Genomic DNA, 24,505 nt, shown 5'->3' on the forward strand with positions numbered 1-24,505 from the left:
GAAATCCGCCCGAACGGTGTATGGAGTGCGTTAGCCGAGTTATAGCCAGCCGCGCCGAGTCGCCTGAACACCGGCCTGGAAACGGGTGCTCGCGCCGAGCCGCTCCAGCAGCCTGGCCGTGCGGCGCACCACCGTGCGACGCGACATCCCGAGTCGGCGGGCGATGGTGTCGTCGGTGGCGCCGAGGCCCATCAGCGTCAGGATGGCCTTGTCGCGTTCGTCGAGTTCCTCCGCGCTCGGATTCACCGAGATGGGTGCGGCCAGCGCCCACAGCACGTCGAAGGTCTTGACGAGCAGCCGCAGCGCGGGCGACCCGGTGATCCGCAGCCCCATCGGGTCGGGGCGGCGTTCGTCGGTGTGCAGCACCAGACTCGCGCGATCGTCGTCGCTGATGATGAGTTTGAACGGCGGCTCGGGCAGCGTACGTGCCTGTGCGCCACTGGCATTGGTGGCAAGCGCGTGCCGCAGCCGTTCGGCGTCCTGGTAGATGGTGTCCTGATACAGGGTCTGATATCGGATCCCGTCACCGAGACGAGCGCGTTTGAGCAGGAAAAGACGCTGTTCGCGCTCGGTATCGCTGAGGAACGGGCCGCGTTCGATGAGTTTCACGCAGCCGTGCGCCGCGGTCTGCATCTCTTCGAAATCGGCCAGCATCTCGAGCCGCTCGAAGACCGGGACCACCGCGCCCTGTGAGCGGGGTGAACGCCGGACCGAGCGGAAGGTCTCACTGAGTCGCGCGGCTGTGGCATGCATTTGGTTGATGGCCTGCTGTCTGCGCTTGGCTTCGGATTCGGACAGCGATTCTGGTGCGTGGGCGTCCCATACGGGTTCACCGCCCGCACCTTCGAGTTTGATCACGGCCTGCAGATCGCAGAGTACTTCCAGCGATTCGGCGGCCGCTTCCGTTGAAATACTCAAGTAACCCGCGATATCGGCGAGTGCGGAGCGCGGATGGTGGACGAGTGCGGCGTAGGTGCGGCCGTGGGCGGTTCCGGGTTCGAAGATGTCGCCGAGTTCTGTCACGACACGCGCCTGACGATCGCCCGCCCGTGGCGGTTTGCGGTGGTCGGGCTCGGCCGCGCGGTACTCATCCGACCGCCGGTGTGCCGCGACCCTCATGTGATATTCCCGGGTACGAGATGTGAAAGCTCAAACCGGACAATGACTCTCAGTGCTCGGAGGGACCCCAGTGCATCGGCACGCCCTTGGCGGCCAGGTAGGGCATCGGATCGATCTTGCTGCCGCCCTGATCCCAGATCTCCAGGTGCAGATGCGGACCGGTGGACTGCCCACGATTGCCGACGGTGGCGATGACATCGCCCGCGCGGACCTTCTGGCCCACATTGACGAGCATGTCGTTGACGTGACCGTAGACAGCGGTGGTGCCGTCTTCCTGTAATACCCGCACCCACAGGCCGAATCCCGACGCGGGCCCGGCCTCGATGACCGTGCCGTTGCTGACCGAGTGGATCGGCGCGCCGAGGTAGTCGGCGAAGTCGAGGCCGTAATGGAACTCGCCCCAACGACTTCCGAATCCGGAGCTGATGGCGCCCGCGACCGGACGGACCGCAGCGGGCGCGGGTGCGACCTGCTGCTGCACGCCCTTGAGAATGTCTTCGACCTGGGCCAGCGGGCCCGCGATCTCGGGCGTCAGGTTGTTGATGCCGAACGGCGCCGCCACCGGAGCGGCGGCGACCGGAGCGGCCTCGGCGACCGGAGCGGGCGCGGACACTTCCTGAACGGCAGGGGAAGCGAACTTCGCCTGGGTGGCTACTTCGTTGGTGCCGTGGAAGGTGATCGGCTCGGCGGCCGTGGCGGCATCCTCGGCGTCGTGACCCGTGAGCGGGGCCGCGATCGCCGGGGCGACCTGAGAGACGGTGCCGACCAGCGCGCCCATCGCGACCGCGGCGCCCGCCGCCATCCTGATGCGCTCACCTGAGGACGACTCCGCGCGATGCCGCGTAGGCCGCACGGTGACACCTTCGCCATGGAGATCGCCGATGAGATCCATGACGGTGATGGAAGTGGGGCCTACCCGGTGGTGCGACAATGTTTCGTCCTAGCGTCCGACCTACATTGGTCTCCGACCTACAGTGCTCAACGGAGCCGCTACAGTTACCTCGCTCGGTAAACCCGAAACTTTGTAACGTTTCGGCATCCGCTGTGACGGGAACTCTACCCTGTCGTGACCATTTCGCAACCTTCGTTGCCCATCTTTTTGGAAATACGCAGCTGAGCGGGCATTTTTACGCGTAACGATCAGTGTTCGCGGGCGTTACCGAACGCCCCCGCGCCTGCCACCGACAGACATCGGCGCAAACGCGTCACGACCGCGCGATGCGGCCGAGCGACCAGACTCGTCTGATGATCATCGACGAACTGCGCGTCCCGATCGTCCTTGCCCCCATGGCGGGCGGCCCATCGACCCCGGAACTGACCGTCGCCGTCGCCGAAGCGGGCGGCCTCGGCCTGCTCGCCGCGGGCTATCTCACCGCCGCCGACCTGGCCGCCCGGATCGAGGCCACCCGCACGGGCATCGACGCGGCCGCCGCACCCGCGGCCTTCGGCGTCAACCTCTTCGTCCCCGGCCCCGCGACCCCGCCGGAACGCTTCTCCGACTACCTGACCGAACTCCGCGCCACCCACGACCTCGGCGCCCCGAGATACGACACCGACGACTGGCAGGCCAAACTCGACCTGCTCGTCGCCGCCCCGGTCCCCGTGGCGACCTTCACCTTCGGCTGCCCCACCGCGGCGGAGACCGAGCGACTGCACGCGGCCGGTTCCGAGGTCTGGGTCACCGTGACCTGCGTAGCCGAGGCCGAGATCGCGGCGGCAGCGGGCGCCGACGTACTCGTCGCGCAGGGCGCCGAGGCGGGCGGCCACCGCGCCGTCTTCACCGATCGGGTCGCCGACGACCAGGTCGACCCGATCGGCCTGCTCGCCCTACTCCAATTACTCACGTCCTCCTGCGCCCTCCCTGTCGTCGCGACGGGCGGCATCACCACCGGCGCGGGCATCGCGGCCGTGCTGGCCGCGGGCGCGAGCGCGGCCCAACTCGGCACCGCGTTCCTGCGCTGCCGGGAGGCGGGCACGAATCCGGTGCACCGCGCCGCCGTCGGCACCGCGACCCCGACCATGCTGACCCGCGCCTTCACCGGCCGCAGGGCACGCGGCGTGCGCAACCGCTTCCTGGTGGACCACAGCGCGTCCGCACCGGTCGCCTACCCGGAAATCCACTACGCCACCGCACCGCTGCGGGCTGCGGCCCGGAACGCGGGCAATCCCGAAGAAGTGAACCTCTGGGCTGGTCAGACTCAATCGCTAGCCCCGGAGCTACCGGCAGGCGAACTGGTGGCGAAGCTCACCGGTGAGACGAAAACCGCACTGAACGCGGCACTTTTCGCGGCGAATCCAGGATTGTTGACAACGACTTTCGTTTAGAATCGAATGACATCGCATCGCCATCAACCCCCAACCCATGGAGGAGAGCGCCATGTCCCTCGATGTTCCCGCCGCACTACTCGAACGTGCCGAAGCAGGCGAAGTCGACGACGCCGACTTCGTCGAATGTGTCCGCGTCTCGCTGCCGTACGCGTGGGAGGTGGTCAGTCGAGTGGCGGGCGAATTGCGTTCGGGCGCCGATGAATACGCCGACAACCTGGTAGCCCCGCCCGACGAGACGGCCCGAGGCCAGCTGCTGCGCGCCATGGCGTCCGACGCCATCCGCGGCGGCCTGGAACGGCATTTCGGCGTCAAACTCGCCTTCCAGAACTGCCACCGGGTCGCGGCCTTCCCGCTGTCCTCGGTCGGCGGCGACACCTACACCCGCTTCATCGGCACCAGGGCGCAGCTGCTCAACCAGAACCCGGAACTGCGCAACTGCTAGCCGCGCGGGAGGACGGTCGTCGACCGTCCGGTGCGTGGAATCCGTAACGCATCAGGGGATTCCACGCACCCCGGCGGTCAGCCCAGCGTGGTGACCTCCAGGTCGCCGTCCGCGAACTGGGCCCGCAACCGCTTCTTGTCGAACTTCCCGACGCTGGTCTTCGGCACCTCCGCGATGAAGGTCCACCGTTCCGGCAGCTGCCATTTCGCGAACTTGTCGGCGAGGAACTCGCGCAACTCGCCCGCCTGATCCGCGCCCGGCTCGGCCCCTTCCTTCAGCACGATGGCCACCAGCGGCCGTTCGTCCCACTTCTCGTCGGGCACGCCGATCACCGCGGCCTCGGCCACCGCGGGATGCCCCATCACCGCGTTCTCCAGATCGACCGAGGAGATCCACTCGCCGCCGGACTTGATCACGTCCTTCGACCGGTCGACCAGGGTCAGATACCCGTTCGGGGTGATCTTGCCCACGTCACCGGTGCGCAGCCAGCCGTCGTCGAACTTCTCCGGATCCACCGAGCCGCCGTCCGGCGCGTAGTACGAGCCGGTGATCCACGGACCGCGAACCTGCAACTCCCCCAGCGACTCCCCGTCGTTGGGCACCACCGTGCCGTCGTCGGCCACCAGCCGCGCCTGCACCGTCGCCGGGAACCGCCCCTGCGTGTAGCGGTAGGCCCATTCCTCGTCACCCGACACGTCGACCGGCGGATGGGAGACGCTGCCGAGCGGCGAGGTCTCGGTCATGCCCCAGGCGTGCAGGATGCGCACGCCGTACTTCTCCTGGAAGGCGTGCATCATCGCGGGCGGCACCGCCGAACCGCCGACCACCACCGTGCGCAGATGCGAGATGTCCTGCGGCTGCGCGGCGAGTCCGGCCAGCACACCGCCCCAGATGGTCGGCACCGCGGCCGCGAAGGTCGGCTTTTCGACGGCCATCATCTCCAGCAGCGGTCCCGGCTGCAGAAAACGGTCCGGCATCAGCACATTCGCACCCGACATCAGCGCCGCGTACGGCAGTCCCCAGGCGTTCGCGTGGAACAGCGGCACGATGGCGAGCACCTTGTCGAAGTCGGTGAACCCCATGCTGTTCGGGGAGATCACCTGCATGGCGTGCAGCCAGTTGGACCGGTGCGAATACACCACGCCCTTCGGGTCGCCGGTGGTGCCCGAGGTGTAACACATCGCCGCGGCGCTGCGTTCGTCGATCACCGGGAAGTCGTAGGTATCCGGCTGCGCGGCGAGCAGTTCGGTGTAGGAGTGCACCTGAACGCCTTCGGGCGCCTCGAGCGCCGCCGCGTCCCCGTTGGCGACGATCACGTGCCGCACCGTCTTCAGATTCGGCAGGTACTGCGCGAACATCGGCAGCAGCGTGCCGTCCACGATGACAACCTGGTCCTCGGCGTGATTGGCCACGTACACCAGTTGCTCGGGAAAGAGCCTGATATTGAGCGCGTGCAGCACCGCCCCCATGGCGGGCACGGCGATGTAGGCGACCATGTGCTCGTTGTTGTTCCACATGAAGGTGGCGACCCGGTCGCCGACGCCGATGCCGAGCCCGCGCAGCGCGTTGGCCAGCCGAGCCGATTCCGTGCCGAGTTCACGGAAGGTCATCGTGCGCACGCCGGTCCCGGTCCACGTGGAGACGACGCTGTCGCCGCGGAAGGTGGACGCGTAACGCAACAGGGTGGCCAGCGACAACGGCTCGTCCTGCATGGTGCTCAACATGGGAACTCCTTCATCCGCTGTGGCCGACATGAGCCACGTCACATCGGGGATGCTACCCAACGGTAGCCAATGCTCCGCCGGTTCCCGCCCACAGCCGATCGACCCATTCACGCCCCGACCGCATCCGGACGAACCCGACATTCAAAGCGACGCGAAACCGAACGTCCCACCTGCGCTCCGACCTCCGCGCTGTGAAACCGACCACCGCACGGAACCCGCGCCCGACGAGCGAACCCTCCCGCTACCGCACCGCGATCAACCCTTTCCGACGAAGATCACACCACCCCATCGCAATCACTTGGTTAATGGCGATTAACTCGCCCGCGCCCTTCCGCAAGCCGAATCAGCGCTGTACAACAGGGGTATGCCAGTTGACCGGATGCTCCCGACACAGGAGTCACGCGACCTCATCGAGCTGACTCGCGATATCGCCGACAAGGTCCTCGAACCGCGAGTCGTCGACTGCGAGAAGACCGGGATCTACCCCGACGGCGTCCTGCCCGCACTCGGCGCAGCCGGACTGCTGAGCCTGCCGTACCCCGAGGAATTCGGCGGCGGCGGACAGCCTTACGAGGTCTACCTCCAGGTGCTCGAGGAGCTGGCGAGCCGGTGGGCTGCGGTCGCCGTCGCGGTGAGCGTGCACAGCCTGTCCTGCCATCCGCTGTTCGCCTACGGCACCGACGCCCAGCGCGACCGCTGGCTCGGCGACATGCTCTCCGGCGACACCGTCGGCGCCTACAGCCTGTCCGAACCACACGCCGGTTCCGACGCCGCCGCACTGCGCTGCCGAGCCACAGCAGTCGACGGCGGATACCGCGTCACCGGCTCGAAAGCATGGATCACCAACGGCGGCCGCGCCGACTTCTACACCCTGTTCGCCCGCACCGGCGAAGGTTCACGCGGCATCTCCTGCTTCCTCGTCCCCAACGACACCGAAGGCCTGAGCTTCGGCAAACCCGAAGAGAAGATGGGCCTACGCGCCATCCCCACCACAACCGCCGCCTACGACGGCGCCTTCGTCCCCTCCGAACGCCGCATCGGCGCCGAAGGCCAAGGTCTGTCCATCGCATTCAGCGCCCTGGACTCCGGCCGCCTCGGAATCGCCGCCATCGCCACCGGACTGGCCCAACGCGCCCTCGACGACGCCGTCGCCTACGCCAAGGAACGCGAGGCTTTCGGCCGCCACATCATCGACCACCAGGGCCTCGGCTTCTTCCTGGCCGACATGGCCGCCGCCGTGGACTCCGCCCGCGCCACCTACCTCGACGCCGCCCGCCGCCGCGACGCGGGCCTGCCGTATTCGCGCCAGGCCAGCGTCGCCAAACTGCTGGCCACCGACGCTGCCATGAAGGTCACCACCGACGCCGTGCAGGTCTTCGGCGGCTACGGCTACACCCAGGACTTCCCGGTCGAGCGCTATATGCGCGAGGCCAAGGTCATGCAGATCTTCGAAGGCACCAACCAGATCCAGCGCCTCGTCATCGCGAGGGGGTTGGCGGCGAGCTGATCGGCCTGCACAAATCCCCGCGCGGACCGCACGTATGCCCATTTCCGCGCGGCCCGCGGATCAGCGGTCCATCGGCAGGCGGACAAAAGTGCCAGGGGCCGACAACCAATATGGCCGAAAATACGGATTCGATGTCCGCCGATCTCTCGATTCCGCAGGTCGGAGGTTTTAGGCTCGAAGTATGACAGAGCCGTCCATCCTCATCATCGGCGCCGGATTCGCCGGACTCGGCATGGCACTCGAACTCACCCGAGCAGGCCTGCACAACTTCACCATCCTGGAGAAGGCCACCGACCTCGGCGGCGTCTGGCGAGAGAACACCTACCCCGGCGCCGCCTGCGACGTGCCGTCCCCCCTGTACTCGTGGTCCTACGAACCGAAATCCGATTGGCCACGCCGCTTCTCGGAACAGGCCGACATCCACGCCTACATGCGCGAAGTCGCCCGCAAACACGACCTCACCCGCTACATCCGCTTCGGCGTCGAAGTCACCGACGCCGAATTCGACGAGTCAACCGGCCAATGGCACGTCACCACCGCCGACGGCGCGACCCACACCGCCGACATCCTCGTCCCCGCCGTAGGCCAACTCTCCCGCCCCGCCCTGCCGAACCTCCCCGGCATCGACACCTTCGAAGGCCCCGCGTTCCATTCCGCCGAATGGAACCACGACATCGACCTCACCGGTAAACGCGTCGCCTGCATCGGCACCGGCGCCAGCGCCATCCAATACATCCCCCGCATCCAACCCGAAGTCGCCCATCTGACCCTGTTCCAACGCTCCGCCGCCTGGGTCCTCCCGAAATTCGACACCGAATACAGCGCCACCCACAAAGCCCTGTTCAAATACCTCCCCCCCACCCGCCTGGCCGAACGCTTCGCCATCTGGTCACTCTTCGAATTCCTCGCCCTGGCCCTCACCGACATCCCCGCCATCAAAACCCCCATCATCGCCATCGCCGACCGCCACCGCGAAAAGCAAGTCCCCGACCCGATCCTGCGCGCCAAACTCACCCCCGACTACGCCGCGGGCTGCAAACGCGGCCTGTTCTCCAACGACTACTTCCCCGCCCTGGCCCAACCGAACGTCACCGTCGAAACCACCACCATCGAAGCCATCACCCCCACCGGCATCCGCACCACCGACGGCGTAACCCACGAAGTCGACGTCATCATCTACGGCACCGGCTTCAAAGGCACCGAATTCCTGGCCCCCATGAACATCTACGGCCGCGGCGCCCGCAAACTGGCCGACACCTGGTCCCCCGAAGGCGCCCGAGCCTACCTGGGCATAACAGTCCCCGACTTCCCCAACATGTTCATGATGTACGGCCCCAACACCAACGTAGGCTCCGGCTCCATCATCTACATGCTCGAATCCCAAGCCCGCTACATCCGCCAAGCCGCCCAACACCTATCCACCCACCCCCACCCACTGACCCCCCACCCCACCACCGAACAATCCTGGGACACCTGGCTACAACGCCGCCTCGAAACCACCCCATGGAACTTCTGCTCCAGCTGGTACCGCAACGCCTCCGGCCGAATCACCAACAACTGGCCAGGCGCCACAGCCCTCTACCGCTGGAAAACCCGAACCTTCACCCCCACCGACTACGAACCCACCCCACCCCTCCCAACCCCCTGACCTCCTCCTCGACTCCCTCCCCTCCGCACCCATCCCCACCTCGCCCCCACGATTCCTCCCCAACCACCCCCACCCGGTAGACTGCCAACGTCCCACAAGACCAGCCTTCGTAGCTCAGGGGATAGAGCACCGCTCTCCTAAAGCGGGTGTCGCAGGTTCGAATCCTGCCGAGGGCACCAACAACAAGGGCAACTTTTTCGGTGGTTGCCCCATTTGTCGCACTGTTCCGTGTATTGGGCCGTGGTGTCGCTGGTGGTGGTTCGGCGGCGGGTTCGGGGGGTGTGGCAGGGGCCAGGGCGGTGGCGGCTTGTGCGGCGGCGGGGAGTGTTTCGGTGGTCAATGTGGCGTAGATCGCGGCTTGTTTGGTGTTGTGGTCGTAGACGATTTTGAGTCCGAACGCGGCGTAGAGATCTCGTTGTAGGGCGTCGGGGGCGTCGGTGAGTTGTAGCGCGAGTCGGGGTAGGTCTTCGATCAGGTCGGGTTCGTCGGGTTGTTGTCGGGCGGCTTGGTCGCGCAGTGTCTCGAGTTCGGTGTTCTTGGCACGGCGGTCTTGTTCGAGTTCGGTGTAGCGGTGACGCAGCCGTTCGGCCCACGCTTGCGCGATCTCGTCTCCGTCGGTGGAGCTGCGGGATTCGCGTTCATCGAGGAGGTTGTTCTGGCGGCGGGTGATCTCGCTGATCGTCTTCTCGACGGCGGCGATCCGGGCGTGGGTGTCGTCGCGGTCGCTGGAGTCCTGGCCGCGTAGTTGGTGGCGGAGCAGCACGGTGCGGTCGCGACCGAATACCCGCTGGTTGAAGAAGTCCTGTACGAGGTCGAGCAGCTTGTCTTCGCGGACGTAGACGGTACGGGGGTGGTCGGCGTAGGACTTCGGGTCGCCGACGCGGTCGAGTTGGGGTTGGCAGCTGTAGTAGGCGTACTGTTGGCGGGTTTTGCCGAACATCCGTTTGCGGCATTGCTGGTGGTGGACGTGGTAGCGCAGCACGTAGGTACGGATCGTGTGAGCATGAGGGTTCTTGCCGCTCATCCGCGATCCTTGGCGTTCGGTGCGGTTGGCTTGCACGGCGTCGAAGATCTCTCGCGAGACGAGGGGTTCGTGGGTGGGTTGGGGTGACCAGACCCATTTCTCGGGCGGGTTGAGTTTGCCGCCTTTCTTGGTGGCGCGCCGGTTCCACACCATGTAGCCGGTGTATTTGGGGTTGATCAGGATCTCGCGCACCGATGAGCGGGTCCAGCATCCCCGCGCCCGCTCGGCCCGGTTGGGCTGTGGGGGCGGGTAGCGGTCGAGGTCGAGATTGAGGCGGTCGGCGATCACTTTGTAGGCGAGGCGTTCGTCGTGGCGTAGTTGGAAGATCCGCTCCACCGCCGGTCCGCGTGCGGGGTCGATGACGAGTCGGGATTTGGTGCGGCCCTCTTCGCGTTTGGCCGCGACCGGGTGCGGAACCTTCTCGCTGAGGTAGCCGTAGAGGGGTTTGCCGATGTTCCAGCCCTGTTTGGTGTGCTGCTGGTAGCCGTCCCAGGACTGTTCGAGGGTGTGACGCAGGAACCATTCGGCCACACCCTGTTTCACACGCCGCACCAGGACCTGAGTGGCGCGTTTCTCCGACAACGAGATCGGTCCCTCGTCGGCGGCGAACAGCGGCACCCCCAGGGTTTCCAGCTCGTGTTCGAGCTGGGTGGACTGGTGTGTCCAGCGCGCGGCGCGTTCGATCTCCTCCACCACCACTGCCTCGAACCGGCGGTTGGGGTGACGGGCCTCGGCCAGCAGATCGGCCAGGCCACCGTCGCGGGGGATCGGGATGTCGAACGCCTCGTGCGCGGTGCCCAAACCGCGCAGATCCAGGTCCTTGCGCGAGGATTCGACGTCGTAGAAGAACGCCACGATCACGAACCCGGCCGGCAGCACCTTGCGGCAGTTGTCCAACTGGCGCGGCAGCGACAGCGTGGGGTCCTGCAAGTCACGCGTCGAGGTCCGCAGGAACACCGCGACCGGCACCGGCGCGGACCCACCGATCCCGAGCAGGTCCGGGGCGGGGGAATCGAGATATCCGGGCAACGGCGCACGCACCACGCTCACCTCGCCGGGGCCTACGTATTCGGGCATCCTCACGCCGCCTTATCGGTGCTGTCGTCGCTGTCGGGAACGTCGAGGTCGATGACCGCCGCGACGCCGAGGCTGGCCTGTACGCGGTCGCGGGTAGCCATCCAGCGCAGCAGCGCGGCTATCGCTTTCGCCTGCCGGGCGGCGATCCGGTCCGCCTCGGGGCCGCTCACGTAGCGGATGTGGTGTGTGGCGGTCAGCTTGCCCGCTCGCGCGGCGACCGGACCGGGTTCCGGCGCGCTCGCCGGCTGTGATCGGGCGGGGCGGTGTAGCGGTGTGACCGCCTGCCGCGCTGGGGATTTCTCGTTCATGAACACCCTTCCTCGTTGCCTTCCGGCCTACGCCGCGCCACCCGGTGTCGCGGGTGGCACGAGTCGCCGGTTTTCTTCTGTGCCTTCGTGTTCCGGTGCCCGGATTCGGTGGGCACCGGGGGTCTATCAACGCTCCACACCCGCCGAATCGTCAACTGTCTTCTCGCGCATCGTTTCTGCCGCCGACGACCCGGTAACGGACCCCACACCCCCCGCCGTGCCCCGGTCGCGCGCAGCGGGCGATCCGGGGGGCCACATCACCCCCGCCACGTCACCGGTCCCCGATCCCGCGCGACGGGCCGACAGGGGCGGGCCGCGACACGACCGGACAACGGCCACATGCCCGGTCGCGATCGATCCGGGTCATGCCGCTCGCCCGTCGAGAAACACCTCGGCGTCGGTGTCGGCGTGGATGCCGTCGCCGCCGAGATCCGTGGTCGCCGGGACCATGCCTGCGGGATCGGGTTCGGTGAGTGGTGCCGGCGGGCGCACCCGGTCCAGGTCGATGTCGCTGCCGCCGTGATCACCGAAGCCCGCGAGTTCGTGGGGGTTGCTCGTGATCACCGCGTCCTCGGCCGGTGAGGCCAGTGACCCGAACACCGCCCGGTCGGTGCCGCCGATCGCGAGCAGGCCGCTGCCGCGTGGGGCGGCGAGGAGGAATTGTTGTTCGCCCGCGGAGAGCCGGAACGCGCTCGCGACTTCGTCGATGGCTTGCGGGGCTTGGCGTAAGAGGATCTGGGTCGCGGCGTTGGACACGATCGCGCGCCCCAACTCGGTGGACAGCACGTCGGCGGCGTCCTGGGTCGCGATCGTCAACCCGGCCCAGTGTTTGCGGAAGCTCTTCGCCGCGCGGAACAGGAACCCGGCCCCGGCGGGTTGGCGCATGAGCAGCCACGCCTCGTCCACGGTGACCATCCGAGCCCGCCGATCGCTCGGGTTGGACACTCGCCGCCCGGTCGCGTCGAGGACCAGCAGAGTCCCGATCGTTTTCAACTCTTCGGGCATTTCGCGTAGTGAGTACACGACGAGCGCGCCGTGGGGGTCGGTGGTGGTCGGCCCGTCGAGCAGGCCGGCGTAGGCCCCGCCACCGACGTAGGGGTGCAGCGCGGCAGCCAGCTCGGCGGCGGAGACCGTATCCAGGCGTTCGAGGTGCTCGCGAAGTGCGGTCAGTGTCGGTGCGGGGCGGGTCCAGGTGGCGGGGTCGTCGGTGATCCCCACAGTCGCGTAGGTGGCGGTGAGGGCGGTGTCGAGGGCGGCGCGTTGCGCCGAGTTCAGGTCACCGAGCAACACGTGGACGAGGGTGTGCAGGAACAGTTTCCGGCGTGTGAGGGCGTCGGCGGGGGCGCTGCGGTGCCCGTCGGGGTGGACGTGGATTTCCAGATCGAAGGGGTTGAGGCGCACGCCGGGTGCGCCGAGGCGTAGGTGGGTGCCGCCGACGGTTTCGGCGAGGCGTCGGTATTCGTCTTCGGGGTCGATGATCACCTGCTCGATACCTCGGTAGAGCGAGCGCAGGATCTCGGTCTTGACCAGATACGACTTGCCCGCCCCGCTGCGGCCGAGGACGACCATGTTGTGGTTGTGGGCCTCGGGAGCGAAGCGATCCACGAACAACAGTCCGCCGCCGGCGTCGCGGCCGTAGAGCACCCCTTCGGGGCTGGTCGCGCGGACGGGGTCGACGGCGGGTAGTTGGGGTGAGTCGAAGGGGAACGCCGCGGCGAGGGCGGCGGTGTCGAAAGTCCGCCGCACCCGGATGAGGTCGAGGCCGAGGGGCAGGGTGGTGGCCCAGGCGTGGGCGGCGCGGTAGGCCAGGGTGCAGGTGTCGATGAGCAGGCTCGCGGCCAGCGCGCGGACCGCGGCGAGTTCGTCGGCGAGGTCGGGCTCGGTGTCGGCGTGGACGGTGAGGTAGATCCCGACGCGGAACAGGCGGGCCTCGGCGCGGGCGAGGCGCGCGGAGAGGTCGGCGGCGTCTTCGGCGGCGACCTCGACCTGCGGGTCGGCCAAGCGTCCTCGGTGGGCGTCGTGCATCCGCGAGGACTCCAAGCGGGCGAGTTGGTTGCGTAGTCGGGTGGCGGCGGTGGCGGGGTCGACGGGGTCGATGTGTACCGCGACCTCCACTCGGCCGGGGTGTGAGAGCAGGGGTGCGAGCCATCCGGCGGTGACTTCCCGGGGGTAGCCGGTGACCGCCAGCGTCGCCACGTGGTCGGAGCCGATCTCGAGGTGGCGAGTGCCGATGGTGACCGAGTCCGGAGCGAACCCGTTCTCGGGGGCGAACGGGTCCGCGACATCGACGCCCGGGGCGGTCCCCGTGGTGACGACCGCGTCCGGTGCGGTGGTGTCGGCGGCGGGCGAGACGAGGGTGTCGGGGTTGGCGCACCCAGCGAGGACGGTGGTGGCCTCGAGGTCGTCGAGGGCGGTGACGGTAATCCCGAGTGGCGCGAGGACGTCGGCGGCCTCGTGCATCCGCCGCAGCAACCGGGCCTCGGCGGCGCGCCGGGCGGCAGCCGAGAGTTCGCGTCGCGCCCGGGCGCGCCTGGGCGATCGCACCCCGCGCGTGGTTGTGGCGGGTTGGTCGAGGGGTTCTCGCCAGATCAGCAGTACCTGACGGCGGGTCAGGTACTCGTCGGCCGCCAACTGGGCGAGGTGGGTGGCGTGATCGTGGGCGGCGGCGGCTAGTTCGGGGAGCATCCGCCCGGCGGTCGAACGCAGGCCCGATATGTGGGTGGTGAGGTCGAGGCGGGCCGAGCGGATGAGGATCTGCACGGGTTGGCGCAGGGTGTGTAGCCAGCCGGCGAGTTGGGCGACGAGCCCGTCCTGCTCGGTGGGGGTGCGTAGGGCGAGGTTGAGGGTGCCCGCGACCGCGACCACCGCCAATCCGTCGCCGCCGAGGTCGATCACCCCGACCCCGCCCGCGCCCTCGGTCACCGCCCCCGGGAGCCGCAACTCCCGCGCCGACAGCCGGGTCGAGTTCGGTGGGCGCGGCCGGGTTCGGGTGGCGCGGTCGGTGATCCACGGCGGCGCCGCGAGCACGCCCTCGCCGCGGGCGCGCACGAGGTGTCGGGCGCGCAGCCGGTGCCGGATCGCGGCGACCAGCAGCAGGTCGGCGGGCAGGCCGTCGCGGCGGGTGAGGACCGCCACGGTGACCACGACCGCGATCGGGATGGCGGCGGCCAGGAACACCACGGGCGCGAGCACCGTTCTGGTCGCGCCCCAGAGCGTGTACAGGGCGAGTGCTGTGACGGCGAGGACGGCGAGTTGGCGGGCGGTGAACGGTCCGAGGAGGCGGTCGCCGCGTTCGATGTCGGCGGGAATCCGCACCGACCTTGTGGTGGTGGTCATCGCAGGTGTCCTCCTCGAGGCTTACGGGGCGCACGGCGACGCACCGGCAGATCCGGCAGCGGTAGATGCAGCTGCCGCCCGGTCGGGCGCACGGGCGCGGGTGGTTGGGGTGGCGTGGGCGGTGGCGGGGTGGGTGTGACCCGGGTGACCGGGAACGGCAGCGGGTACTGCCCGGTCCGGTTTTGGCGCACACGCGCGTACGGGTCGACCGGTGTCGGGGGCGTGAAATCGAGGGCGAGTTGCTCGGGGCGACGGCGCCGCGAGCCCGGCGGCGTCCCTGTCGATGGGCGGGGCGATTCGGGCGGCGGCGCGGGTGTGGGCCGAACCCGGCGTACCGGGATCGGGAGTGGGTATTGGCCGTCGCGTCCGGCGCGTACGCCTCGGTAGGGGTCGGGTGGGGTGAAGTCGAACGCGAGCTGCCTGCCGCGCGGTGCGCGCCTCGGGCGATTCGGGGCACCATCGCGGGTGCCCGGTTGTATGGGCGGGGTCAGGTTCGGGGTGCGCCGGACCCGGCGGACTCCTTGCAGGGGCAGCATGAGTTGCCCGTCTCGGGTCGCCCGGACCCGCGCGTACGGGTCCACCGACCCGGAGGCGGCTGTGGGGGCGCGTGGTCCGCGTGGCCGACGTGCCGCTGGTGCCACCCCACCGTTGCCGCCTTTGAGGAGCCCGAAGATTCGGTAGGTGGCGTAACCGCGCGCGAGAGAGCCGACGAAGCTGCGGCCTTGGCCGATGCGCAGGACCGACAGCAGCCAGAACGGGGTCTTGATCAACACCCCCATCAGGGCGAGGGCGACGATCAGATCCACGAGTCCGCCGGCGTTGGGGCCGAAGAACTCCCACCCACCCGGGGTCAGGAACACCCGCAGGACGGTGACCAGGATCAGCGATTGCGCGACCTGGATCGCCAGGCAGGCGGTGAACGAGCGCCACCACCACCGCGCGATCCCGTCCAACCCCGGCAGGGCGTGGCACATCAACGCCAGGGGGGCGGCGACGATCAGGATGACGGTGACCGCGACCCGCACCACATACGAGACCAGCAGCACAACCAGCATCACCACCAACGCCACCATCAACAACAAGGCGAAGATCCCCGTCTGGCCCCCGGCACCGGGCAACGCGTTCAACGCCTCGGCGGCGGTGCCGGCATCGACCCCCTCACCGGCCAACGCGCGAGCGAGGGCGTTGGCGAAGCCGATCGCGGTGGTCGCGATCACCATGCTCATCGCGCCCGCCAGGAACCCGACCACCAACCGAGGACCCAACTCACGCAGACTCCACCGGGTTTGCAGGGCCTCGCGCACCATCAACAACACCCCGGCCGCCATGACCAACAGCCCATAGAGCGCGACCACGATCTGCCACGACTGGCTCCACAACGCCCCGACGTGGGGCAGCTCGCCGGGCTCGGGGGTGGTGAGCAGGGTGTGGCCGAGTAGGTCCAGCAGCGGGTTCAGCGAGGTTTCGACCAGGCGTTGGAAGAACCCGTCGATCGCCTTCGCCACGCACCCGGAGATGTCGCTCACCCCGCACTCGGGCGCCCCCGGCCCCGACGAGTCCGCCGGGGCCGGGACGGTCGAGCCTGGACCACTGCCACCGGGCGTCGGTGCGGGCGGGGTCGTGGATGGTGGTGTGACCCACCGCGACGGCGGCACCGTCGAGGACGGTGCCGGTGTGGGAGTGGTGGGTGCGGGGGTCGTCGCGGTCGGGGGCACCGGCGCGGGTGGGGTGGCTGGTTGCGCGGTCGCGCTGACCGTGCCGGTGACCACGATCAACGCCACCGCCAGCGCCACGAGCACCGCGCGGGACATGCGGGCCGTTTTCGGGGCGCTCACCTTCTACGCTCCGACGATCGACTTGAGCACGGCGACCACGACCGGGGCCAGCATCGCCAGGGCGTAGCCGACGCAGGCCGCGCGCAGCGCGGTCTTGGCCTTCTCCATCTCGGCCGGATCACCGCCACCGATGAGGTAGCGGGCACCGGCCACGGTCAAACAGACCGTCGCCAACCCGGCCAGGATCCCGATCAACCAGTTGCGCAGGTTGTCGAGCACCTGCTCCAGCGACGACGCCAGCGCCAACACCGACGGGCCGGGTGGTGGCGCGGCCGAGGCGGAACCAGCGGTCAGCGCCAGGACGGCGAGCAGGACCCAAGCGGTCGCGAACAGTCTCGCCCACCGTCGGTGCGGGTGGCGGTGACCGGGGCGGAGTGCGGGTGTGTGTGCCGGTGAGGGTGCGAGGAGTCGGTTCATGCCGCAGTCACCTCCGTGTGAGTGGTGGCTTGGCGGCGGGGTGCGACCGGTGGTGTCCTTCGCCGATGCGTGCGATCCGGTGGCGGGTCGGTCAGCCAGGTCAGGAGTCGGGATTCGGCGCGTCGGCGTTGTTTGCGCAGCTTGTACACCGACTGCCCGTGCTCGGCGGCCAGCGAGGTCAGCGTGCGGTGTTCCCACCGCGAGACCGTGATCAACTCCGCGGCCTCGGCACTGATCACCCCGTCGGCGACCGCCTCGGCCAACACCGATTCCGGGTGGCCCGACCGGGATACCAGGAGTCGATCCTCGGTGGCCGGGTCGAGATCGGCACCGAGGTCGCCGGCCGGTACCGGGTGCGTTTGCTGCTCCTTCGCCGTCTGGAGTCCGGCGCGGTAGGCCGCCCACCGTAGTCGTAGCCACACCGCCGGGCGATCCAGCTCGACCGAGGCGAGATGGGTGAGGAAGCCGGTCAGCACCTCGGACTCGAAGTCCTCGCGATGACGACTGCCCGGTGGGGCGAAGAACCCGACCACCCGCGCGAGCATCGGCTCGGCCAGACTCGCGCACACCACCGTCGCGTCCCCACCCACGGCCCGCGAGCGTTCGATCAGCCACACCCAGATCGCGTCGACCACCTCGAACGACAGACACGGATCCCGCAACAAGCCGCGCACCGCCTCCCACGATTCGACCCGCATCCCCCACGGCCCCGGCACCGGGGGCGAATCGGCGGGCAACCGCCGCGCGGCGATCCGCTCGAACTCGGCCGACACCACCCGCAACGGCGAGTGCCTTCTACCGATCGCCCCCACAGAATTCACGAACTCCGAATTCGTCACCATCAGCTCCTGTTCGGTGGAAACACGAAACATTCCTACGCGGCAAGGAGACCGAACACCGATATCCGAAACACATCCACATCACACCCGAAACACATCCAAACGACATCTAAAGCATATCTATTTCATATAATTACACTGGCGGCAATCACTCGGCAATAATCGAGGCGCACCGGACGGACTCGCTCCTATCAGCACTGATCACGCCGCACACCGACCAAGATATGAAGTGGATATGTTTCAGATATTCGCCGAAGCGCCGACGGCGAATAATTCGCGATCCCTCGAAAATTCTCGAAAATCAATTTCTTCGGCCGACACCCTCCTCACCACAAGGGACGGTCGCCACATGACCGATTCCCGCTCGAAAAGATTTCTGGAAAAAATTTCGGTTAGCGGTGTCCCGAAAACGCGTTTCGACCGGTTGTAGATAAGTAGAAGGACTTTTCCTCCCACCCGTTTGGAGCACACCGCGCTTATGACCGCGAAACCCCGCACACGTCCTACCCGCAACACCGCCGCCCGGCCCACGGGCGAGGTGGTGGCGATTCCCTCGACTCTGTGGCCCACCGGACCCGATCCCCTCGACCCCGGCCACCGCTGGCCGGCACCGATCCTGACCCGCGCCGTGGAAGAGTTCTGCCCACCCGGCGGACGAGTGTCGCTGCTTAACCGGCACGCACCGGCCACGCGCGGGGAGCTGCGCGCGGTCCACGCCGACACCACCGCCGCCTACACCCTCATCGAGTCCCTCGGCCACCCGACCGACCCCGCCCCCCACACCGGCACCGCCCCTGGTGCCGGTCCCGTGGGGGCGGGGTCGGTCGATCTCGTCGTGGTGAGTTTGCTGGCCGATCACCTCGACCCGGTCACCACCGCCGAACACACCGTCTCGCAGGCGGTGTCGCGGTTGGCGGTCGGTGGGGTGTTGGTGGTGCTCGGGCGCTGCCGACACAGCCGGACCGGGGTGCTACTCGACCCGGCCGGTCCCGTCGTGGCCGCCGCCCAGGCCGCCGATCTGCTCTACCTCCAACACGTGATCGCCGCGCCCGTCACCGAGGACACGATCACCCGCACCGCGTCGGCCGACCCACCCGACGGCCCGGCTCGCCACGTCGTGGCCCACATCGACGTGTTCGCGTTCTTGCTTCCACACACCACCCAGGACTGACCCGTGACCGCTGGCCCATTCCCGTCCGTTCCCACCGACGAAGGACCTTCTTTGGCTCTCGAACCCGCCACCACAACCCCCGACACCAGCACCGTCGACTCCGACACCGCGACAGCGCCCGTGTCGCCGCCGATACCGGTGTCGGTGTGGGCGACAGCCCAAGCCACCCCCGCGACGCAGCGTAAGGGCCGCTATCACCCCGACAGCGCCGCGCATCCGGCCAAGATGCTGCCCGCGATCGTGGCACACGCCATCGACGTCTACACCCGACCCGGTGATCTCGTGTTAGACCCGATGTGCGGGATCGGCACCACCCTCGTGGAAGCCCTCCATCTGGGGCGGCGTGCGGTCGGTGTCGAATACGAGACCCGGTGGGCCGAGATCGCGCGCGCCAACATCGGCGTGGCCCGTGAGGCGGGTATCGATCTCGAGGCCGCCGTGTACTGCGGCGATGCCCGCAAACTGCCCGCCTTGGTCCCGCCCGAGTTGCGGGGGCAGGTGGATCTGGTGGTCACCTCCCCGCCCTACGGCGATTCGGTCCACGGCCGGGTCCGGGTCGGTGGCGGGCGGCCGGTCGAGAAGTTCGATCACCGCTACGGCGCGAGTCTGGATCGGGGGAACCTCGCCAACGTCGGCCTCGGCCGACTCCTGTCGGGTTTCACGCGCGTGCTGACCGGTGCCGCCGACTACCTCGCTCCCGGCGGGTATGTGGTGATCACCGCGCGCCCGTGGCGACAACACGCCGAGTTGGTGAACCTGCCCGCGCATTTGATCACCTGCGCCACCCTGGCCGGGCTCGTGCCGGTCGAGCGGTGCGTCGCGCTGATCGGTCGCCTCGGCGACGGCGACCTGGTGGCGCGCAGCAGTTTCTTCCAACGCGACTTCATCACCAAACAACGCGCGGCCGGGTTGCCGATGCATCTGATCGCGCACGAGGACGTGATCGTCCTCAGAAAACCCGAAAGTTCCGCCTCGAGCGAGCCTCCCGCCGCACGCACGGCGCTCCAGTACGGGGCGGCCCCGTTCTGGGGCACCAGCACCACGGCTGCCGGGGAGGTCGCCGCGTGAACACCCCCATCGTTCTCGCGAGTCCCGAATCCGGTTGGTTGGGTCGGTTCCTGCTCGACCCCGGCACGACGTTGCGCGAAGTGGTCACCACGATCGAGCACGCCGCGCTGTCCCCGGCGGCGGTGCTGGTGCTGGTCGGTGTGGCCGGGGTACTCGCCGCGGCCTACGCCCTCGGGCGCCTGCGGCGAGCCCGGCTGCGTGCCGACGCCAGGCAGGTCACGGTGTTGACTCCGCCCGAGGTCGACCCCAAGGGCGCGCTCGCGTTCTGGGCACACCTGATCGGCCAACTCCGCCCCGCCTGGAAACGCGCCCTGCTCGGACAACCACACCTCGGATTCGAATACACGGTCACCCCCGAGGCGGGAGCCGCGATCCGACTCTGGGTCCCCGGCTCCGTGCCGACCGGGTTGGTCGAACGCGCGGTCGCCTCGGCGTGGCGCGGCGCGCACACCGACACGACCGGCACCGCACGGCCACCGCTGCCCGCCGCTGGGGAGGGTGTGCGTCGGGTGGTGGTCGGGGGTGAGTTGAGGTTGGGGCGCCGCGAGGGCCTCCCGTTGCGCACCGACTACAGCGGCGAGTTGGTGCGGGACCTGATCACCGCCGCCGACGACCTCGCCCCGGGCCAGGCCGCCTGCGTGCAGATCCTGGCCCGCCCAGTCACCGGTCGCCGCGTCGCTCGCGCCACCCGCCGCGCCGCGACCACCGGCACGGGAACCGGGTTCGTGGTCGGGGTGTTGCGTGATCTGCTGGACCTGCTCGCCCCCGGCCCGCTCCACCGCACCTCCGCGCGCACCCCCGCCGCGACGGGGGTGCGGGGCGGTGACCGGCAAGCCGTCATGGAGGTCACCGCCGCCGCGCGGGGCGCGGCGGTGAAAGCGCGTGGCCCGCACTGGGAGACCGTCGTGCGCTACGCGGTCACCGTCCCGATCTCCGACACCCTCCCGACTTCTGGTGCGGCGCGGGCGGTGGCGCGAGGCCGCGCGGATGCCCTCGCGACGGTGTTCGGGGCCTGCACCGACCACAACTACTACCGCCGAGTCCACCGAATCCGATTGGGCCGATTGTTGGAAAAGCGCTACCTCGGGCGCGGGGACGTGCTCTCGGTCCCCGAACTCGCCGCCATCGCCCACCTGCCCACCGATGACGGCTTGCCCGGACTGCACCGGGCGGGAGCACGGGCGCTGTCCCCGGCACCCCAGATCCCCACCGGCGGACCGCATACCAAGCCGCTCGGGGTGGCCGATACCGCGAGTCGACGGCCCGTGGCGGTGAAGGTCTCCGACGCCCGACACCACCTGCACATCCTCGGCCCCACCGGCGTCGGGAAGTCGACGCTGTTGGCGCGGGTCATCCTCGATGACGCCGAGGCCGGACGCGGGGTGATCGTGATCGACCCCAAGGGCGACCTCGTCACCGACGTCCTCTCGCGCCTACCGCGCCGGTTCGGGGACCGGGTCGTGCTCTTCGACGCCGACTCCGGGAACCCGCCCCCGTGCGTGAACCCTCTCGACATCGCCCGCACCGGCAAGGCGGGCTCGGACCTCGCGGTGGACAACCTCGTGACCGTGTTCCATCGCATCTACTCCCAATGGTGGGGGCCGCGTACCGACGACATCATGCGCGCGAGCCTGCTCACCCTCTGCGCTCAACCCGGCACCCCCACCCTGGCCGACCTACCCCGCCTGCTCACCGAACCCGCCTACCGCCACCGCGTCACCCGCACAACACCCGACCCGCTGCTGCGCCAATTCTGGGACTCCTACGAGACATTGAGCGACACCGGCCGCGCCCAACTCACCGGCCCCCTGCTCAACAAACTCCGGGCGTTCCTGCTCCGGCCGTTCGTCAAGGCCGCCATCGCTGGCGGCCCCTCCACCGTCGAGTTCGCCGACGTCCTCGACAACGGCGGCATCTGCCTCGCACGCCTCCCGAAAGGCTCACTCGGAGAAGAGACCAGCCGCCTCGTCGGGTCACTGCTGGTGGCCCGGACCTGGCAGGCGGTGACCGCGCGCGCCCGCATCCCCGCCGCCGAGCGGCCCGACGCCGCCCTCGTCCTGGACGAGGCACAGAACTTCTTGAACCTGTCCACCCCGGTCGAGGACATGCTCGCCGAAGCCCGCGGACTCCGACTCTCCCTGCTGCTCGCGCACCAGAACCTCGGGCAACTCTCCCGCGAGCTGCGGGACGGGATCTCGGCGAATGCCCGCAACAAGGTCATCTTCGCCGTATCACCCGACGACGCACGCGATCTCGCCCGCCACACCGACCCGTGGCTGTCCGAACACGACCTGTCCCACCTCGACGCCTACCACGCCGCCGCCCGCCTACTCGTGGACGGGCAGAACGCACGCCCGTTCACCCTCACCACCCGCCCCCTACCCCCACCGACACCGGGGCGTGCCCGTGAGATCGCCGCCGCCGCCCGCACCCGCCTCACCACCAGCGACGTCCAAGCCTCCGGTGCTGTGGCCGTCGAGAGCGACGGCGGGACCGCTACCCGACGCGACCCACGCCGGGTCCAGCCCCCGCCGGTGTCGAAGTCCTCGAGAAAGGCTCTTCCGCGTTGATGATCGATCGTCCTGCCCGGCAGAAGGATTCGCGCGCTCCGCGTCCGGCTCGGCCGCGGGTATCGGTGGCCGATACCGTCGCCTTGGTGGCGCGGTTGACCGACCGCGACCGGTGGGTCCTGCGGATGCTGCACGAGCACCGCGTCCTGACCACCAACCAGCTCTACGACCTCGCCTTCCCGACCCGCAAGATCGCCCTACGCCGACTCACCCTGCTCCAGGACCACGGCGTCCTGGACCGATTCCGGCCCCTACGCACGCGGGGCACCGCGCCCTCGCACTGGATCCTCGCCCCCACCGGGGCCGCCGTGCTCGCCGCGGAAGCCGGGATCGGCGTGCGCGAGCTGGGCTACAACCACCAACACACCCTCGCCGTGGCCCACAGCCTGCACCTGACCCACACCATCGGGGTCAACACCTGGTTCAGCACCCTCACCAGCGCCCACCGCCACCACGACGATGGTGGCGGTGGTGGGCGGGTCGAGGCGTGGTGGTCACAAACCCGCTGCCAACGCCTGTGGGGCGACCTCACCCGCCCCGACGCCTTCGGCCGCTACACCCACACCCACACCGGCGCGGTCCTCGATTTCTTCCTCGAATACGACCTCGCCACCACCGCCCTACCCCGCGTCGCGGCCAAGCTACACGGCTACAGCGAACTCGCCCGCACCACCGGCCTCATCACCCCCGTCCTGTTCTGGCTGCCCACCACCACCCGCGAGACCAACACCCGCCAAGCCGTGGCCCGCACCTGGCAACGACTCCCCGACCCGAACGCGGTCCCGGTCGCCACCGCCGCCGCCGAACTCCTCACACCCCTCCCGCACCTCAGCCCCGCCGACCAGATCTGGCTCCCCCTCGACACCACCACAACCAGACGAGCACACCTGCACGAACTCGCCACCACCTGGCCGCACCGCACCCCGCCCGACACCGACCTCGACACCACACAGACCCCGAGCACCCTCGCCGGACGGATCATGCTCACCGCACCGCCCCCGCGACCACCGACCCCGCACTACTGGTGACCCGCTCATGCTGGTCAAAACCCTCGCCGCCGGATACGCCGCCGTCGTGTTCTGCGTCGTGGTGATCGCCACCGTGGTCACCACCGCCCTCGTCTACGACCGACCTCCACTCACCCCCGCCCCCGGTATCGCGCCGGGGGCGGGCAGCACCCCGAGCCCGGCGGCGCGCGAGGACATCCCACCGGAACTGCTGGTGCTCTACCAACAGGCGGCCGGGGTGTGTCCCGGCCTGGACTGGTCGGTGCTCGCCGCGATCGGCAAGATCGAGACCGACCACGGACGCTCCCCACTACCTGGCGTGACCTCGGGCGAGAACTCGTCGGGAGCAGGCGGGCCGATGCAGTTCCTGGCACCCACCTTCGACGCCGTGATCGCCCGGCATCCGCTGCCGGCGGGCGGGGCGAACCCGCCCTCGCGCTACAACCCTCACGACGCCGTGCACGCCGCCGCCCACTACCTGTGCGACTCGGGGGCACCCGCCGATATGCGGGCGGCGATCTTCGCCTACAACCACGCCGACTGGTACGTCGACCAGGTCCTCGACCAAGCCGCCGCCTACCGCGCCCCCACCTCGACCGGCGGCGGGGACTGCCACACCATCATCGCCCCGAACCCGACCGCCGCTCAGGTGATCTCGTTCGCGTGCGCGCAGCTCGGGCTCCCGTACGTGTGGGGCGGCAACGGCCCCGAGAGCGACGGCGGCTGGGACTGCTCCGGGCTCACCAAAGCCGCCTACGCCGCCGCCGGAATCCCGCTGCCGCGCACCACCTACGACCAGATCCACATCGGCCCTCGTGTCCCTGAAACCCAGCTCGCCCCTGGTGATCTCGTGTTCTACGGGACCGCCGTCGACGTGCATCACGTCGGGATCTACCTCGGCGGCGGGCGCATGGTGCACGCACCGGATTTCGGGCAGGAAGTCCAGGTGAGTGGTTACCGCTGGCCTGGAGACGACTACTACGACGCCACCAGACCCGCCGCTATTCCCGCACCAGCACAACAGGATTCAGGAAACCGACCATGACCCGAGAGGGCAGCTACCCGGCCACGACCAACACGACACT

Annotated in this window: 19 protein-coding genes, 1 tRNA gene and 1 pseudogene; 12 read left to right on the forward strand and 9 right to left on the reverse strand. The window is 69.0% G+C overall.

Annotated features, from left to right (window positions below):
* Positions 1-39 precede the first annotated feature (39 nt).
* Positions 40-1,023 (reverse strand): LuxR C-terminal-related transcriptional regulator, encoded by a 984-nt coding sequence (locus IT779_RS38795; RefSeq protein WP_196149981.1) that lies wholly within the window; start codon positions 1,021-1,023, stop codon positions 40-42.
* Between the two features lie 145 nt (positions 1,024-1,168).
* Positions 1,169-2,011: a M23 family metallopeptidase gene (locus tag IT779_RS15420; protein ID WP_196149982.1), complete on the reverse strand. Its 843-nt coding sequence runs from the start codon at positions 2,009-2,011 to the stop codon at positions 1,169-1,171.
* Positions 2,012-2,364: 353 nt separating this feature from the next.
* Here IT779_RS15420 and IT779_RS15425 point away from each other — a divergent pair, with 353 nt between their 5' ends.
* Positions 2,365-3,444 carry a nitronate monooxygenase gene (locus IT779_RS15425; protein ID WP_196149983.1) on the forward strand — a complete coding sequence of 360 codons (1,080 nt, stop codon included), beginning with the start codon at positions 2,365-2,367 and terminating at the stop codon, positions 3,442-3,444.
* A gap of 52 nt (positions 3,445-3,496) precedes the next feature.
* Positions 3,497-3,889 carry an SCO5389 family protein gene (locus tag IT779_RS15430; protein WP_196149984.1) on the forward strand — a complete coding sequence of 131 codons (393 nt, stop codon included), beginning with the start codon at positions 3,497-3,499 and terminating at the stop codon, positions 3,887-3,889.
* A 77-nt stretch (positions 3,890-3,966) separates the two neighbouring features.
* Here the strand turns inward: IT779_RS15430 and IT779_RS15435 are convergent, their stop codons facing one another.
* Entirely contained in the window at positions 3,967-5,613 is a 1,647-nt protein-coding gene (locus IT779_RS15435) for a long-chain fatty acid--CoA ligase (protein WP_196149985.1), read from the reverse strand.
* Positions 5,614-5,977: 364 nt separating this feature from the next.
* On the opposite strand from IT779_RS15435, the gene IT779_RS15440 reads away from it, so the two are divergent.
* The 5 genes from IT779_RS15440 (at position 5,978) to IT779_RS15460 (ending at position 9,879) form a co-directional block, all read left to right on the forward strand.
* Positions 5,978-7,120, forward strand: a complete 1,143-nt coding sequence (locus IT779_RS15440; protein WP_196149986.1) for an acyl-CoA dehydrogenase family protein — start codon at positions 5,978-5,980, stop codon at positions 7,118-7,120.
* 181 nt (positions 7,121-7,301) lie between these two features.
* The gene (locus tag IT779_RS15445; protein WP_196149987.1) at positions 7,302-8,768 is read left to right on the forward strand and encodes a flavin-containing monooxygenase; all 1,467 of its coding nucleotides are present in this window, start codon (positions 7,302-7,304) and stop codon (positions 8,766-8,768) included.
* A 103-nt stretch (positions 8,769-8,871) separates the two neighbouring features.
* Positions 8,872-8,947 (forward strand) — tRNA-Arg (locus IT779_RS15450).
* A gap of 392 nt (positions 8,948-9,339) precedes the next feature.
* Positions 9,340-9,513: a hypothetical protein gene (locus IT779_RS15455; RefSeq protein ID WP_196149988.1), complete on the forward strand. Its 174-nt coding sequence runs from the start codon at positions 9,340-9,342 to the stop codon at positions 9,511-9,513.
* A complete protein-coding gene (locus tag IT779_RS15460; RefSeq protein WP_196149989.1) occupies positions 9,514-9,879 on the forward strand; it encodes a hypothetical protein in 366 nt (121 codons plus the stop codon).
* Here IT779_RS15460 and IT779_RS39065 read toward each other — a convergent pair.
* From IT779_RS39065 to IT779_RS15490, 6 genes and pseudogenes are all read right to left on the reverse strand, one after another.
* Positions 9,865-10,869 (reverse strand): annotated as a pseudogene (locus IT779_RS39065) (recombinase family protein); the annotation flags it as partial. The gene IT779_RS15460 and the pseudogene IT779_RS39065 sit on opposite strands and share 15 nt — an antisense overlap.
* 2 nt (positions 10,870-10,871) lie before the next feature.
* Positions 10,872-11,177 (reverse strand): hypothetical protein, encoded by a 306-nt coding sequence (locus tag IT779_RS15470; protein WP_196149990.1) that lies wholly within the window; start codon positions 11,175-11,177, stop codon positions 10,872-10,874.
* 363 nt (positions 11,178-11,540) lie between these two features.
* Positions 11,541-14,513 (reverse strand): PrgI family protein, encoded by a 2,973-nt coding sequence (locus IT779_RS38525; protein WP_196149991.1) that lies wholly within the window; start codon positions 14,511-14,513, stop codon positions 11,541-11,543.
* Complete coding sequence (locus tag IT779_RS15480) at positions 14,510-16,348, reverse strand: hypothetical protein (RefSeq protein WP_196149992.1); 1,839 nt, start codon at positions 16,346-16,348, stop codon at positions 14,510-14,512. The genes IT779_RS38525 and IT779_RS15480 overlap by 4 nt, the downstream gene beginning before the upstream one ends.
* A 3-nt stretch (positions 16,349-16,351) precedes the next feature.
* A complete protein-coding gene (locus IT779_RS15485) occupies positions 16,352-16,765 on the reverse strand; it encodes a pilin (RefSeq protein ID WP_196149993.1) in 414 nt (137 codons plus the stop codon).
* Complete coding sequence (locus IT779_RS15490; RefSeq protein ID WP_196149994.1) at positions 16,762-17,604, reverse strand: hypothetical protein; 843 nt, start codon at positions 17,602-17,604, stop codon at positions 16,762-16,764. Before IT779_RS15490 ends, IT779_RS15485 begins: the two co-directional genes overlap by 4 nt.
* Positions 17,605-18,082: 478 nt before the next feature.
* Here IT779_RS15490 and IT779_RS15495 point away from each other — a divergent pair, with 478 nt between their 5' ends.
* From IT779_RS15495 to IT779_RS15515, 5 genes are all read left to right on the forward strand, one after another.
* A complete protein-coding gene (locus IT779_RS15495; protein WP_196149995.1) occupies positions 18,083-18,775 on the forward strand; it encodes a hypothetical protein in 693 nt (230 codons plus the stop codon).
* A gap of 51 nt (positions 18,776-18,826) precedes the next feature.
* Positions 18,827-19,843 (forward strand): TRM11 family SAM-dependent methyltransferase, encoded by a 1,017-nt coding sequence (locus IT779_RS15500; RefSeq protein WP_196149996.1) that lies wholly within the window; start codon positions 18,827-18,829, stop codon positions 19,841-19,843.
* The gene (locus IT779_RS15505; RefSeq protein ID WP_196149997.1) at positions 19,840-22,413 is read left to right on the forward strand and encodes a type IV secretory system conjugative DNA transfer family protein; all 2,574 of its coding nucleotides are present in this window, start codon (positions 19,840-19,842) and stop codon (positions 22,411-22,413) included. The genes IT779_RS15500 and IT779_RS15505 overlap by 4 nt, the downstream gene beginning before the upstream one ends.
* Positions 22,414-22,499: 86 nt before the next feature.
* Complete coding sequence (locus tag IT779_RS15510) at positions 22,500-23,441, forward strand: replication-relaxation family protein (RefSeq protein ID WP_196149998.1); 942 nt, start codon at positions 22,500-22,502, stop codon at positions 23,439-23,441.
* Positions 23,442-23,448: 7 nt separating this feature from the next.
* Positions 23,449-24,465 (forward strand): C40 family peptidase, encoded by a 1,017-nt coding sequence (locus IT779_RS15515; RefSeq protein WP_196149999.1) that lies wholly within the window; start codon positions 23,449-23,451, stop codon positions 24,463-24,465.
* The last annotated feature ends 40 nt before the right edge of the window (positions 24,466-24,505 follow it).

It is taken from the genome of Nocardia bovistercoris, from assembly GCF_015674855.1.
Taxonomy (GTDB): Bacteria; Actinomycetota; Actinomycetes; order Mycobacteriales; family Mycobacteriaceae; genus Nocardia; species Nocardia bovistercoris.